At 44.5% G+C, this 14,597-nt stretch carries 11 protein-coding genes and 1 pseudogene; all 12 read left to right on the top strand.

From position 1 onward, the window contains the following. Window positions 1-450: pseudogene (locus RR876_RS03205) on the top strand (acetyl-CoA C-acyltransferase); the annotation flags it as partial. A gap of 22 nt (window positions 451-472) precedes the next feature. Further along, window positions 473-1,828, top strand: coding sequence for a 3-carboxy-cis,cis-muconate cycloisomerase (pcaB, locus tag RR876_RS03200; protein ID WP_332478466.1), 1,356 nt, complete (start codon window positions 473-475; stop codon window positions 1,826-1,828). 8 nt (window positions 1,829-1,836) lie between these two features. Beyond that, window positions 1,837-2,613 (top strand): 3-oxoadipate enol-lactonase, encoded by a 777-nt coding sequence (gene pcaD, locus RR876_RS03195; protein ID WP_332478467.1) that lies wholly within the window; start codon window positions 1,837-1,839, stop codon window positions 2,611-2,613. Between the two features lie 42 nt (window positions 2,614-2,655). Then, a complete protein-coding gene (locus RR876_RS03190; protein WP_005011160.1) occupies window positions 2,656-4,011 on the top strand; it encodes an MFS transporter in 1,356 nt (451 codons plus the stop codon). A gap of 14 nt (window positions 4,012-4,025) precedes the next feature. Then, entirely contained in the window at window positions 4,026-4,460 is a 435-nt protein-coding gene (gene pcaC / locus RR876_RS03185) for a 4-carboxymuconolactone decarboxylase (protein ID WP_332478465.1), read from the top strand. 26 nt (window positions 4,461-4,486) lie between these two features. Further along, window positions 4,487-5,212 (top strand): protocatechuate 3,4-dioxygenase subunit beta, encoded by a 726-nt coding sequence (pcaH, locus tag RR876_RS03180; protein WP_171533287.1) that lies wholly within the window; start codon window positions 4,487-4,489, stop codon window positions 5,210-5,212. A gap of 15 nt (window positions 5,213-5,227) precedes the next feature. After that, window positions 5,228-5,857 carry a protocatechuate 3,4-dioxygenase subunit alpha gene (gene pcaG, locus RR876_RS03175; protein ID WP_332478464.1) on the top strand — a complete coding sequence of 210 codons (630 nt, stop codon included), beginning with the start codon at window positions 5,228-5,230 and terminating at the stop codon, window positions 5,855-5,857. 156 nt (window positions 5,858-6,013) lie between these two features. Then, the gene (aroD, locus tag RR876_RS03170; protein ID WP_332478463.1) at window positions 6,014-6,871 is read left to right on the top strand and encodes a type I 3-dehydroquinate dehydratase; all 858 of its coding nucleotides are present in this window, start codon (window positions 6,014-6,016) and stop codon (window positions 6,869-6,871) included. A gap of 44 nt (window positions 6,872-6,915) precedes the next feature. Beyond that, window positions 6,916-8,376, top strand: a complete 1,461-nt coding sequence (locus RR876_RS03165; protein ID WP_332481877.1) for a NosD domain-containing protein — start codon at window positions 6,916-6,918, stop codon at window positions 8,374-8,376. A 60-nt stretch (window positions 8,377-8,436) separates the two neighbouring features. Next, window positions 8,437-9,756, top strand: coding sequence for a carbohydrate porin (locus RR876_RS03160; RefSeq protein ID WP_332477556.1), 1,320 nt, complete (start codon window positions 8,437-8,439; stop codon window positions 9,754-9,756). Window positions 9,757-9,934: 178 nt separating this feature from the next. After that, window positions 9,935-12,358 (top strand): glucose/quinate/shikimate family membrane-bound PQQ-dependent dehydrogenase, encoded by a 2,424-nt coding sequence (locus RR876_RS03155; protein WP_332477557.1) that lies wholly within the window; start codon window positions 9,935-9,937, stop codon window positions 12,356-12,358. A 94-nt stretch (window positions 12,359-12,452) separates the two neighbouring features. Beyond that, window positions 12,453-14,579 (top strand): TonB-dependent receptor, encoded by a 2,127-nt coding sequence (locus RR876_RS03150; protein WP_332477653.1) that lies wholly within the window; start codon window positions 12,453-12,455, stop codon window positions 14,577-14,579. The last annotated feature ends 18 nt before the right edge of the window (window positions 14,580-14,597 follow it).

Below are 14,597 nucleotides of genomic sequence, written 5' to 3'. Positions count from 1 at the left end.
GCGTCAGGCATCAATGACGGTGCGGCTGCTGTACTGATTGCGTCAGAACAAGCCGTTGCACAGTATCAACTTAAACCTCGTGCCAAGATTATTGCGTCTACGGCTGTCGGGGTTGAACCTCGCATCATGGGCTTTGCCCCAGCGCCTGCGATTAAGAAGCTCCTCAAACAAGCCAATCTCACAATCGAGCAGATGGATGTGATTGAGCTGAATGAAGCCTTTGCTGCACAAGCACTGGCGGTAACGCGTGATTTAGGTCTGGCAGACGATACGACCCAAGTGAATCCAAACGGTGGTGCGATTGCGATTGGTCATCCGTTGGGTGCTTCAGGAGCACGTTTAGTCACCACGGCTTTAAATCAATTAGAACAAACCGGTGGAACCTATGCCTTATGTTCGATGTGTATTGGTGTCGGTCAAGGTATTGCAATGATTATTCAGCGCGTTTAAAGCAGATTTAAGGATAGCGATCATGAGCCAGTTATATGCCAGCTTATTTTATCAAAACGAGGTGACTGAAATTTTCAGTGATCGCGCGTTGGTGTCTTACATGATTGAGGCAGAAGTTGCCTTGGCACAAGCGCAGGCTCAGGTCGGTGTTATCCCAAAATCTGCGGCAATCGCAATTTCCCAAGTTGCACAGACTGCGCTTGATCAGATTGATTTTGATGCTTTAGCAGTTGCAACAGGCTTGGCTGGCAATATCGCGATTCCTTTTGTGAAGCAATTGACTGCAATTGTGAAACAAAGTGATGAAGATGCTGCGCGTTATGTGCATTGGGGCGCAACCAGTCAAGACATTTTAGACACTGCCTGTATTTTGCAATGTCGTGCTGCAATGACGCATGTTGAAGCTTTAATTCACCAATGTTACCGCACAGCTTTGGCTCAAGCTGAACAGTATCGCTCACAAGTGATGATTGGACGCACATGGTTGCAGCAAGGGTTGCCGATTACTTTGGGGCATAAATTCGCGCGTTGGGCTTCGGCATTTCATCGTGATTTAGCTCGTATTGATGCCATGAAAGCGCGTGTTTTTGCTGCGCAATTAGGCGGTGCGGTCGGTTCATTAGCATCTTTGCAGAATCAAGGCACAGCAGTTGTACAAGCATTTGCAGCGCAGTTACAACTTTCTGTTCCAAGCTGTACTTGGCATGGTGAGCGCGACCGTATTGTTGAAATCGCGAGCGTCTTAGCAATGGTGACAGGTAGTTTGGGCAAAATGGCGCGCGACTGGTCGTTGATGATGCAAACTGAAATTGCAGAAGTATTTGAGCCAGCGGCAAAAGGGCGCGGTGGGTCATCGACGATGCCACATAAACGTAATCCTGTTGCTGCGGCATCGGTTTTGGCAGCAGCCAATCGTGTGCCTGTGCTGATGTCGAGTTTGTACCAAAGCATGGTGCAGGAACATGAGCGTAGTCTAGGTGGATGGCATGCAGAATGGTTGGCGTTGCCTGAAATTTTTCAACTGTGTGCAGGTGCTTTAGAGCGGGCTTTAGACGTGTTACAAGGCATTCAGGTCAATGCTGAAAATATGCAACGCAATTTGGATTGCACACAGGGTTTGATCATGGCGGAAGCGGTGATGATGGCTTTGGCACCGCATATGGGACGCTTACAGGCTCATCATGTAGTGGAAGCCGCATGCAAAACAGCCGTTGAAAAAGGTGTTCACTTAAAAGAGGTCATGACTGAGCTCGATCCAGTCAAAGCCTATTTTAGTGCAGCTCAGATTTCAGAAATTTTTAAACCCGCATCATATCTCGGCAATATTCAAGACCAGATTGATGCGGTTTTGCGGGAAGCAAAAGGAGAGGCAAAGTGAATATCACGATGACCAATCGTCAAGGCAAGACTTTATCTGTTGCGATCAGTGGGCAAGACCATGCACCTGTGATTGTATTTTCAAACTCATTGGGTACAGATAAAGGCATGTGGCAGCCGCAAGTTGCTGCCTTCGAACAGCAGTTCAAAGTGGTGACTTATGACACGCGTGGTCATGGGAAAAGTGATGTGATTGAGCAGACCACTGTACAAAACCTTGCAGAAGATGTGATTGATATTCTGAACGGTTTAAACATTGAAAAAGCGCATTTTTGCGGAATTTCAATGGGTGGCATGACGGCTTTGTGGCTCGGTATTCACCATGCAGATCGTTTTCATAGCATTACCGTGGCGAACTCGGCAGCCAAAATTTGGACTGCGGAAGGCTGGAATGCACGTGCAGATGCTGTGGCAGCCAATGGCTTAGCAGATTTGGTCGCGACCACGCATACACGCTGGTTTAGTGAGCATTTTGATTATCAACACGATGCTTTGGCGCAGCGCACCATTCAATCTTTAGCCACTACGCCAGCACTGGGCTATGCAGAATCTTGCCGAGCGCTCGCGCAAGCAGATCTATCTACTCAAATTCAACAGATTCATATTCCAACTTTAGTGATTGCAGGCACATTTGACCCAGTTACGACAGTGGCAGATGGCATCTTTATGCAACAACTGATTCAAAAGAGTGAATTAGCGGTGATTGATGCATCGCATCTTTCCAATATTGAGCAACCTGAGCTGTTTACCCAAACCCTCAGTCAGTTCATTGGATTGATTCAATAGTTTAAGGATTTTTAAAAGGACTTTCAGCCCAAGGAGGCAGGTATGGCGTCTCAGGAATACGCTACTCAAAAAACGAGTATAGACGCACAAGCACTGATTAATGATGCACCGATTAGCAAATATCAGTGGTTGATCGCAATTGTATGTTTTCTCATTGTTTTTGTTGATGGTATTGATACTGCGGCAATGGGTTTTATTGCTCCAGCCTTGGCACAAGACTGGGGGATAGACCGCTCGCAACTGGGTCCAGTCATGAGTGCAGCGTTAGGCGGCATGATCATTGGTGCTCTAGTGTCTGGTCCAACCGCTGACCGCTTTGGGCGAAAGATTGTTTTAAGTGTTTCGATGCTGATTTTTGGTGGCTTTACTTTAGCATCAGCATATGCGGCTGACTTAAATACCTTGGTAATACTGCGCTTTTTAACCGGTATTGGTTTGGGTGCAGCGATGCCGAATGCAACCACGCTATTTTCTGAATATTGCCCACAGCGCTCTCGCTCGTTACTCGTGACCTGTATGTTTTGTGGTTACAACTTGGGTATGGCGACAGGCGGTTTCATTAGCAGTTGGTTGATCCCAACCTTTGGTTGGCACAGCTTATTCTTATTGGGCGGTTGGTCGCCACTGATCTTGATGATCTTGGTGATTTTCTTCTTACCTGAATCTTATCGTTTCTTGATTGTGAAAGGTCGTGACCCCGAAAAAGTTCGCAAAATTCTAACGCGTATTGCACCGACGCAAGTACATGGTGTTACTGAGTTTCATGTACCTGAAGAAAAAACGGAAGGTGGAGAGAAGAAAGGTGTGTTTGGCATGCTGTTCTCTCAGAAATATGTCAAAGGCACGGTTTTATTGTGGCTGACCTATTTTATGGGTTTGGTGATGATTTATCTACTCACCAGTTGGTTGCCAACCTTAATGCGTGAAACTGGCGCAACCATGGAACGCGCTGCATTTATCGGTGGTTTATTCCAGTTTGGCGGTGTCCTCAGTGCTTTATTTATTGGCTGGGCAATGGACCGTTTCAACCCGAACCGCATTATTGCAGGCTTCTACTTTGTCGCTGGGATCTTTGCCTTTGCCGTAGGTCAGAGCTTAGCAAATCCAACCTTACTTGCCATTTTAGTACTTTGCGCAGGTGTTGCAATTAATGGTGCACAGTCGGCAATGCCAGCACTGAGTGCGCGTTTTTATCCAACCCAATGCCGTGCAACAGGTGTGGCGTGGATGTCTGGGATTGGACGTTTTGGTGCGGTATTTGGTGCATGGATCGGCGCAGTTTTACTGGGTAATGACTGGTCATTTACTGCCATTTTAAGTCTGCTGTTAATTCCAGCAACAGCAGCAGCGGTCGCTATTTTTGTTAAATCATTGGTCGCACATACCGATGCGACCTAATTGAGGTTTCTCCCATGAATGATGAACAACGTTATGAACAAGGAATCACCGTACGCACCGAAGTGCTGGGTGAAAAGCATGTCGGTCGTTCACTTGAGAACTTGAATGATTTCAATGCCGACTTTCAAAATTTTATTAGCCGTTTTGCGTGGGGCGAAGTCTGGTCTAGACCAGGCATGCCACGTCATACCCGTAGCTTAGTCACCATTGCCGTGTTATTGGCATTGGGTCGTGAAGATGAACTGCGTATGCATTTACGTGCTTGTTTTAACAATGGTGTGACCAAGGACGACTTAAAAGAGTTGATTTTGCACTGTTCACTGTATGCCGGTTTACCCGCAGCCAATGCAGCCATGCACATGGCAGAAGAAGTTTTTGCAGATTTGGGTATTGCCCCGCAGAAACTGAGTGAACTGCAACTTAGCCAAGAACAAACGAATCAAGAGTAATGGAACAAGATTAAGAGGGACGTCACATGTCGCAACTTATTTTAGGTGCTTATGCACAACGCAATACCGAAGATCACCCGCCAGCATATGCACCCGGCTATAAAACCAGTGTATTACGCTCGCCAAAAAATGCGTTGATTTCGATTGCAGAAACTTTGACTGAAGTGACTTCACCGCAGTTTAGTGCCGAACAGTTTGGGCCTAAAGATAACGATTTGATTTTGAACTATGCCAAAGAAGGTTTACCGATTGGCGAGCGCATTATCGTGCATGGTTATGTGCGTGATCAGTTTGGGCGTCCAGTTAAAAATGCTTTGCTCGAAGTATGGCAAGCCAATGCTTCTGGCCGTTATCGTCATCCAAATGACCAGTTTATTGGTGCGATGGACCCAAACTTTGGCGGCTGTGGTCGCATGATGACGGATGCTAACGGCTATTTTGTATTCCGTACCATTAAGCCGGGTCCTTACCCATGGCGTAACCGGATTAATGAATGGCGTCCTGCGCACATCCATTTCTCTTTGATTGCCGATGGTTGGGCGCAGCGCCTCATTTCGCAGTTCTACTTTGAAGGCGATACGCTGATTGATTCGTGTCCAATTATTAAAACCATTCCTTCGGAAGAACAACGTCGTGCATTGATTGCCTTGGAAGACAAGAGCAACTTCATTGAAGCAGACAGCCGTTGTTACCGCTTTGACATCACTTTACGTGGTCGTCGTGCGACTTATTTCGAAAATGATTTGACTTAATTCAGGGAGAACAACATGAACCATTGGAACTTTCAAGAATTACATGAAACGCCATCTCAAACAGGTGGGCCATACGTACACATTGGTTTGTTACCACAACAAGCCAACATTGAAGTCTTTGAAAATAACTTTAATAATCAGTTGGTTAAAGAAAAAACCTTAGGCGAACGTATTCGCTTGGAAGGTCAAGTGTTCGACGGTTTAGGCTTGCCGTTACGTGATGTATTGATTGAAATCTGGCAGGCGGATGCCAACGGTGTGTATCCAAGTGCGGCTGATATTCAAGGCAAAGTGGTCGATCCAAACTTTCTCGGTTGGGGACGTACAGGCGCAGACTTTGAAACTGGTTTTTGGAGTTTCAATACCATTAAACCGGGTGCGGTTCCGGGACGTAAAGGTACAACTCAGGCACCCCATATTGCACTGATCATCTTTGCTCGCGGGATTAACATTGGCTTGAATACCCGTGTGTATTTTGAAGATGAAGCGGAAGCCAATGCGCAAGATCCTGTACTGAAAGGCATTGAATGGGCACCACGTCGTCAGACCTTAATTGCTAAGCGCGAAGAACGTGATGGTGAAGTGGTTTATCGTTTCGATATTCGTATACAAGGCGAAGATGAAACGGTCTTCTTAGACATCTAATTGTCAGAATTGGCAAGAGCAGCTATTTGATTACTGCTCTTGCTGCAATGATCCAAGTTTATACGTGGTGATGGTATGACCCATTTCATTCATCCCACGTATGTTTGCGGATGATGATAAAAGTCAGGCAATAGTTTGGAAATACAAGGAAATGTAATGATGACAATCAAAAAATTAGCAATGCAACTCTGCTTAAGCAGTGCTGTTATCGCAGCAATGCCAGCATTTGCAGCTGAAGCGGCTCAAGCAAGCGCACAACACTATATGGTCAAAAAACTTAATATTGGTGACTTACCTGTCAAAACCATTGTACCGATTACCGCAAAAACAGCAGAGCAAGCCATTGCTCAAGCAAAAGTGATTGCCAGTAATCCAAACGCTGATGTAGCTGAGTTTCGTATCGACTTATTGGAATTTTCTGTCGACACTAAAAAAGTCATCGCATTGGGTCAGCAGCTGAATCAAATTTTAAAAGATAAACCATTAATTGCCACTATTCGTACCCATAACGAAGGCGGAAAAATGACGGTATCTGACCAAGACTATGAAAAGATTTATCGCGAATACTTGAAAAAGCCATTTATGCAATTGCTGGATATCGAAATGTTCCGTGATGCAGGCAGTGTGGCGAAATTAACCAAATTGGCACATGAAAAGAACGTGTTGGTGATCATGTCAAATCATGATTTTGCCAAAACCCCCGAACAACAAGAAATTGAAAACCGTCTGCTAAAACAAGATCAGATGGGTGCCGACATTCTAAAAATTGCGGTGATGCCAAAGTCAAAACAAGATGTCTTTACCCTCATGAATGCCACGTTGGCTGTGAGTCAAAAAAGTCAAAAACCACTACTGACCATGTCGATGGGACAGTTGGGCACCATTTCACGTGTGGCGACTGCCAACATGGGCGGCAGCCTAAGTTTTGGCATGATTGGTGAAGCCTCTGCACCGGGTCAAATTGATGTGACTCAACTCAAACAGTTGCTGAAAACTGTACAACCAACCCCTTAATGCACTGCGTTATTCATCTTCAAGGATAGAAAAGGATTTAAAATATGAAACCATCAACTTTACGTTTGACCACATTGGTTTTGAGTTTAGCGGCATCAGGTTTTGCCAGTGCAGAAACTTATATTGTGGATCGTTATCAGGACGATAGTGCAAAAGGTTCACTGCGTTGGGCGATTGAACAATCGAATGCCAATGCGACACAAGAAAATGAAATTCAAATCCAAGCTGTGGGTAAAGCACCCTATGTCATTAAACTGAATCAAGCTTTACCGCCAATTAAGTCTTCAGTGAAGATCATTGGGACGCAATGGGACAAAACAGGCGAGTTTATTGCGATTGATGGTTCAAACTATATTAAAGGTGAAGGCGCGAAAGCCTGCCCGGGGGCAAACCCTGAACAGTATGGCACCAATGTCCGTACCACGACTTTACCGGGTTTAGTGCTGCAAGATGTGAATGGTGTGACGCTAAAAGGTCTCGATATTCACCGTTTCTGTATTGGTGTATTGGTGAACCGTTCAAGCAATAACTTGATTCAACATAACCGTATCAGTAATAACTACGGTGGTTCAGGCGTGATGTTGACAGGTGATGACGGTAAGGGTAATCCGACCTCAACCACCACCAATAACAACAAAGTTTTGAACAACTTGTTTGTAGATAATGGCGATGGTTTAGAACTCACCCGTGGCGCGGCATTTAACCTTGTGGCCAACAATCTATTTACTTCAACCAAAGCTAATCCAGAACCGTCGCAAGGTATCGAAATCCTGTGGGGCAATGACAATGCGGTAGTCGGGAACAAATTTGAAAACTACTCGGATGGTTTACAAATCAACTGGGGTAAGCGCAATTACATTGCTTATAACGAACTGACCAACAACTCGATTGGCTTTAACCTCACCGGTGATGGCAACATTTTTGACAGTAACAGAGTTCATGGTAACCGTCTTGGCATTGCCATTCGTTCAGAAAAAGATGCCAATGCCCGTACGACATTGACCAAAAACCTAATTTGGGGCAATGGCAAAGATATTAAACGCTGTGAAGCGGGTGGCTCGTGTGTACCTAATCAGCGTTTAGGTGCCATTGTGTTTGCTGTGCCTGCGCTTGAACATGCTGGCTTTGTGGGTTCTCGTGGTGGTGGCGTGGTCATTGAAGCGGCGAAACTGCAAAAAACCTGTACCCAGCCAAATGAGCAGGGCTGTAATGCGATGCCAAACCAAAACATTCAAGCTCCACGTTTAAGCTATAGTAAAGGTCAAGTCACTGCTACAGTTCAAGCACAGCCAAATCAACGCTATCAAATTGAATTCTTTGCCAATTATCAAGCGAAGAGTCAAGAAGCAGAGCAGTATTTAGGTACTCAAGTGGTGACCACGAATGCACAAGGTCAAGGTCAAGCAATGTGGAAAGTAACAAGTAGTGTGGCCAATGTCACCGCCAATGTTACAGACCGTTTGGGGGCAACTTCTGAACTGAGTCCAGCCGTTCGCATTAAATAATAAAAACCGCATGGAAAGCTCATGTGAGTTGAGCTTTCCTCACAAAAAAGGATGTTTGGGATGCAACAACTATTAAAGCTAGGCGCATTATCTTTGGCGCTTTTAACTTGCCAATTGGCTTCAGCCAATGAATTTTATTCAGCAGACCGTCAATGGTTATTCGGTGATTGGAACGGTGAACGGAAGCAACTGGAAGATCAAGGTTATAAATTTACAGCTTCAATTATGAGTCAAGCAGCGACCAATTTGGCTGGCGGTTATAACGATGACAGAAGTTTTGACAATGCTGCACAGTTGACCTTAGGTGCCAATTTTGATTTAAACAAAATTGCAGGTTGGGAAAATACCTCCGCAGCAATTATGGTGACTAAGCGTGATGGTAATGCCTTAACGCTTGAACGCATTAAAGACCCTCGTGCTAGTACCTTGGGCAACAGCCAAGAAATTTATGGTCGTGGCAAAATTTGGCGCTTAACCCAAGCATGGATCAAAACAGGATTTGACGACAACCGCGTCCAATTTAAGATTGGTCGTATGGGCATGTCCGATGACTTTAACAGCTCACAATGTGAGTTTCAGAACTTACTTTTGTGTGGTGGGCAGCTTGGAAAATCCATCGGTTCGATTTGGTATAACTGGCCTGTCAGCTTATGGGGCACCAATGTTAAATACCAATTTGCACCAGACTGGTCACTTGGCATTGGCATCTATGAAGTTAATCCTGACAATGTCAAAACAGATTCAGACAGTGATGGCTTTAACCTCGATATGGACAATGTCGAAGGGGCGACCATTCCAGTTGAACTGGCTTGGAAACCAAAACTTGCCACATTTAATGGCTTACCGGGTGAATATAAACTCGGTGCACTATATTCCACAGCAGAAGCTAAAGATGTGGGTACATCAGGAGAAATCCACGATGGTAAATATAGTTTTTGGTTGAATGCTCAACAACAACTGACTCAACACGGGGCTGATCCGAAGCGCGGTTTATATATCAGTTTCAATGGGGTCATCAATGACCGAGACACGACCGCTGTAGAAAGTACACAACAACTGGCACTTTGGTACAAAGGCCCTTTTGATAGCCGTCCAAATGATTCTATTGGTTTTGGTTTGGCCAACTATGTGGTGAATGACCGTGTGACGGACAAGCAAATCGCCACTAACGAAGGCCGTGGTTATTACAGTTATGAGGCACTTGCCAGCGATTATGTCCCAATTCAACATGACGAACTCAATGTTGAGTTGAACTATACCTATCAGTGGTCACCTGCGGTGATGCTCAGACCCAACCTACAATATATCTATCAACCTTCTGGTGTGAAAGAGGTGGATGATGCTTGGGTGGCGGGTCTTAGCGTTAAGGTGAATTTTTAATCGTCTTTAAAGTAAAAGAGTGTTTAAAATGTAAGCAATGCTGTTGCTGAATTTAAACACTCTTTTTTCATTGTTGAAGCAAGTTAATTGTGGATGCTCAAAGTTTGGATGTGGTGTGAATGATGCTCAAAACAAAGTAGGAGAGATCATTTAAAACACAGCATTTGGAGTAAAAAGTATGTCCGAAGCACAATCTCAACCCATATTTAAAATATGGTGCTTTATATTAGGCTTAGCTTTATTGCTGACTGGCTTATTTTATTTAATCGGTGGTGGAAAACTGATTAGTCTAGGTGGTTCATGGTACTTCCTCATAGCAGGTTTATTGACCACTATTTCCGCAATATTTATTTTTAGAAAAAAAGCATTGGGTGTCTGGATCTTTGTACTGGTTTTTCTTGGAACTGTGGTTTGGGCACTGTTTGATGCAGGTTGGGATTTTTGGGCGCTTCATTCACGTTTAATGTTTCCTGCGGGTTTATTTGCCGCACTGTGTTTTACCTTGCCTGCTATTCGTAAGTACCAATTTCAAATTGCGCCTTCGGCACCCGCTTATGCCTTAGGTGGTTTGACAGTGTTAGGTATGCTCGGTGGTTTATATGGCATGTTTATTCCACATCCTACAGTCAAAGCCAGTGGTGAAGAGCTACCCCTAGTGCCTGTAACAACTCAAACCCAACAAGTGAATTGGTCGCACTATGGTAATGATGCTGGTGGAAGTCGTTTTGCTGCGTTGGATCAAATTAACCGTAATAATGTGTCTAAGCTAAAAGAAGCATGGCGCTTTCAAACAGGCGATATGACCACAGGTACGGGTAATGGCGCAGAAGACCAGCTCACGCCTTTACAGGTCGGTGATAAAGTCTTTTTATGTACCCCGCATAACAACATCATTGCTTTAGATGCGGACACAGGTAAACAAATCTGGAAAGCTGAAGTGAACTCAAAAGCCGATGCTTGGGAGCGTTGCCGTGGTGTGGGTTACTTTGACTCAACTCAAGCCTTGGTACAACCGACTTTAGCAGGTGCAAGTGCGGTGACAGCGGTGGTAAATAATACAGCATGTCCACGTCGTGTTTATACCAATACACCTGATGGTCGTTTAATTGCAGTCAATGCCGATACAGGCGAACGCTGTAAAGACTTTGGTGTCGATGGAACGGTGAACTTACTGGAAGGTCTAGGTGCGGGCACGCAAGCGCCTCGTTTTGAGGTAACCTCGGCGCCAACCATTGCGGGCACCAGTATCATCGTTGGAAGTCGTATTGCTGACAACTTTGCAGCCGATATGCCCGGTGGTGTGATTCGTGCTTATGATGTGATTACTGGACAGCTACGTTGGGCTTTTGATCCACGTAACCCAAATCCAAACTATGTCCTGACACCGGGTGAAATCTATAAACGTAGCTCGGCAAACTCTTGGGCTGCAATGTCCTATGACCCGCAAATGAACACGGTGTTTTTACCGATGGGCAGTTCATCGGTCGATGTCTGGGGCGGAAATCGTCAACCTGTCGATCATAAGTACAATTCTTCCGTTTTGGCTTTAGATGCAACCACAGGTAAAGAGAAGTGGGTTTATCAAACCGTTCACAATGACCTTTGGGACTTCGATTTACCCATGCAGCCAAGCTTGGTTGATTTTCCAATGCAAAATGGGCAAACCAAACCTGCTGTTGTCATTGGCACCAAGTCAGGTCAGTTCTTTGTACTCGACCGTGTTACGGGGCAGCCTTTAACCAAAGTGGTTGAGCAACCTGTAAAAGCTGCAGATATTCCTGATGAGCAATACAGTGCAACTCAGCCACGTTCAATTGAAATGCCACAGATTGGCAATCAAACTTTGACTGAATCGGACATGTGGGGCGCAACGCCATTTGACCAGTTGATGTGTCGTATTAACTTTAAATCAATGCGTTATGACGGTCTCTTTACAGCACCGGGTTCTGATATATCTTTAAGTTTTCCGGGTTCGTTGGGTGGGATGAACTGGGGCAGTATCGCATTTGACCCAACGCATCATTATATGTTTGTCAACGACATGCGCCTAGGTCTGTGGATTCAGCTGATTAAACAAACGCCTGAAGACTTAAAACTTGAAGCCAGTGGCGGAGAGAAGGTCAACACTGGTATGGGCGCAGTGCCAATGAAAGGCACACCGTATAAAGTGAATAAAAACCGCTTTATGTCGGTATTAGGCATTCCATGTCAAAAACCACCTTTCGGAACCATGACGGCGATTGATATGAAAACTCGTCAAGTGGCTTGGCAGGTGCCTTTAGGTACGGTTGAAGATACGGGTCCAATGGGTATTAAAATGGGCTTAAAAGCGCCGATTGGTATGCCAACTATTGGTGGTCCAATGGCGACTCAAGGTGGTTTAGTGTTTTTTGCTGCAACACAAGACTTCTACTTACGTGCCTTCAATTCATCTAATGGTGAAGAGTTATGGAAAGCGCGTTTACCCGTAGGTAGCCAAGGTACACCGATGAGCTACATTTCTCCAAAAACAGGCAAGCAATATGTAGTCATTTCCGCAGGTGGGGCACGTCAGTCACCTGATCATGGTGATTATGTGGTTGCGTATAGCTTAGCCGATTAAAACGTTTTATTGTATGGAAAGCCTGTCGAGATGATAGGCTTCCCATTTTTATGGTAATAACAAGCAAGGAAATATTGTGCGATTAACTTATTTGATGCATGCGCCTTTTAAACAAGCCTTATTGACTGCGGTTATTTTACAATCTATGCATGCTTATGCAGAAACGACAGAATATCAACTTCCTATTATCACCGTCCAAGCGGTACATACCGATAGCGAGTTGTTATCAACTTCCGCATCTATTCAAAAAGTCCAAGCGGCTACAGTACAAAACAATGTCAATGTGAACCTATCTGAAGTTTTACAAGGGGTTGCAGGCTTACAAATTAATAACCGTGAAAACTATGCACAAGACTTGCAGATTTCGATGCGTGGCTTTGGCGCTCGTTCGACTTTTGGCGTGCGTGGCATTCGCATGTATGTCGATGGTATTCCTGCGACCATGCCTGATGGTCAAGGGCAAAGTTCCAATATTGACCTCAATAGTTTAGATCACATCGAAGTACTGACAGGGCCATTTTCATCTTTATATGGTAACTCATCAGGTGGAACCATCTTGGCTGAGACCAAAGAAGGACAAGGGAAAGACTCAATCCAAGTGGGTCTAAATGCAGGCAGCCACCATAAGCAACAAGCCAATATCCAATTACAAGGGGGTTCCGAACAAGCCAATCAACCCGCTTATGTGATTAGTTCCTCTTATTTTGATACCGATGGTTTTCGAGACCATAGTGCAGCACAAAAAGTACTGAATAATGCCAAACTGACATGGAACTTAGAGGATGGCAGTAAAATCAACTGGGTGATGAATCGTGTCGATATTGATGCCGACGACCCACAAGGTCTCAGTCGTGAGCAGTGGAAAGCCAATCCCAAACAAGTGAATGACAGCAACAATATCTATAATGTCCGTAAAGAAATTGAACAAACCCAAACAGGACTGACGTGGACTAAGCCGCTGAATGATCAGCAAGAGTTGTATAGCATGCTCTATTTGGGCAACCGACAAGTCGTACAATATCAGTCGATTCCAAAGGGGCCACAAGAGAATGATCGCCATGCAGGTGGCGTGATTGATTTTGACCGAGATTACTATGGTGCAGACTTCCGTTGGACAGGAAAAGCACTTTTGCCGAATACAAGTTTGGTTGCTGGTGTGGCTTTAGACCGAATGGTTGAAGACCGTAAAGGCTATAAAAATTATGATAATAAAAGCAACTTTGGCGTGAAAGGTGATTTACGCCGTAATGAAAATAATACCCTGTGGAATTTAGATCCATATGTGCAGGCCTCATGGCAATTCTTACCCATGTGGCATCTTGATACAGGCTTACGCTATAGCAATGTACATTATGAGTCAGATGATCATTACATCATTGATAAAAATGGTGATGACAGTGGTTCAACGGATTATCAAAAATTATTGCCTTCTGTGGCTTTAGGCTGGGAAATTTTACCGGAACTTTATACCTATGCCAGTTATGGCAAAGGCTTTGAAACACCAACCTTTACTGAAATGGCTTATAACACTGATCCTTCGAAATCGGGTATGAATTTTGCGTTAAAAGCAGCAAGTAGTGATAACTATGAGCTGGGTCTAAAGTCGCAGAATCCATTCGGGCTCTTCACTTTTGCTATTTTCCAGACAGATACAGAAAACGATATAGTGACAGCGGGAACACGTGATGGTCGTGCGACTTTTCGTAATGCAGATCAAACCACACGACAAGGTTTAGAGCTTTCATGGCAACAAACGATTTGGAAAGAACTCAACATACAATCGAGCTTTAGTTATATTGATGCTGAATTTGATAGTTATACAGCAGAAATAGCGAATCCAAATAACCCAACTACTCCATATGCAAAAGCAATTGATAAAGGAAATAAGATTCCCGGAATTGCTAAAAATCAAGCATTTACTCGTATTGCATGGCAACCTGAACAGGGCTTTCAAGCAGGCTTAGAAGCACGCTATATGGATAAAATTTATGTCGATGATATCAACTCAGATATTGCGCCAAGTTATACCGTTGTGGCTGCAAATGTCGGCTATTTATGGGTAAACCGTAACTGGAAAGTAAACAGCTATGCCCGAGTCGATAACCTGTTTGACCGTAACTATGTTGGCTCAGTGATTGTGAATGATGGCAATAGTCGCTTCTTTGAACCTGCCGATGGTCGAAACTTTAGCGTTGGCATGAGTGTGACTAAAGCCTTTTAATGGAAATGGTTTGGCTAG

It is taken from the genome of Acinetobacter sp. (genome assembly GCF_036666595.1).
GTDB lineage: Bacteria > Pseudomonadota > Gammaproteobacteria > Pseudomonadales > Moraxellaceae > Acinetobacter.
Note: the sequence above shows the minus strand (reverse complement) of the source record. Positions and strands in the feature narration are given on the sequence as shown.

Bases quoted from the DNA above. Each gene is read 5' to 3' on its own strand.
- pcaH (WP_171533287.1), top strand. From the start codon at position 4,487: ATGTCGCAACTTATTTTAGGTGCTTATGCACAACGCAATACCGAAGAT.
- pcaD (WP_332478467.1), top strand. From the start codon at position 1,837: ATGACCAATCGTCAAGGCAAGACTTTATCTGTTGCGATCAGTGGGCAA.
- RR876_RS03150 (WP_332477653.1), top strand. From the start codon at position 12,453: ATGCATGCGCCTTTTAAACAAGCCTTATTGACTGCGGTTATTTTACAA.
- pcaC (WP_332478465.1), top strand. From the start codon at position 4,026: ATGAATGATGAACAACGTTATGAACAAGGAATCACCGTACGCACCGAA.
- RR876_RS03155 (WP_332477557.1), top strand. From the start codon at position 9,935: ATGTCCGAAGCACAATCTCAACCCATATTTAAAATATGGTGCTTTATA.
- aroD (WP_332478463.1), top strand. From the start codon at position 6,014: ATGATGACAATCAAAAAATTAGCAATGCAACTCTGCTTAAGCAGTGCT.
- RR876_RS03190 (WP_005011160.1), top strand. From the start codon at position 2,656: ATGGCGTCTCAGGAATACGCTACTCAAAAAACGAGTATAGACGCACAA.
- RR876_RS03160 (WP_332477556.1), top strand. From the start codon at position 8,437: ATGCAACAACTATTAAAGCTAGGCGCATTATCTTTGGCGCTTTTAACT.
- pcaB (WP_332478466.1), top strand. From the start codon at position 473: ATGAGCCAGTTATATGCCAGCTTATTTTATCAAAACGAGGTGACTGAA.
- pcaG (WP_332478464.1), top strand. From the start codon at position 5,228: ATGAACCATTGGAACTTTCAAGAATTACATGAAACGCCATCTCAAACA.
- RR876_RS03165 (WP_332481877.1), top strand. From the start codon at position 6,916: ATGAAACCATCAACTTTACGTTTGACCACATTGGTTTTGAGTTTAGCG.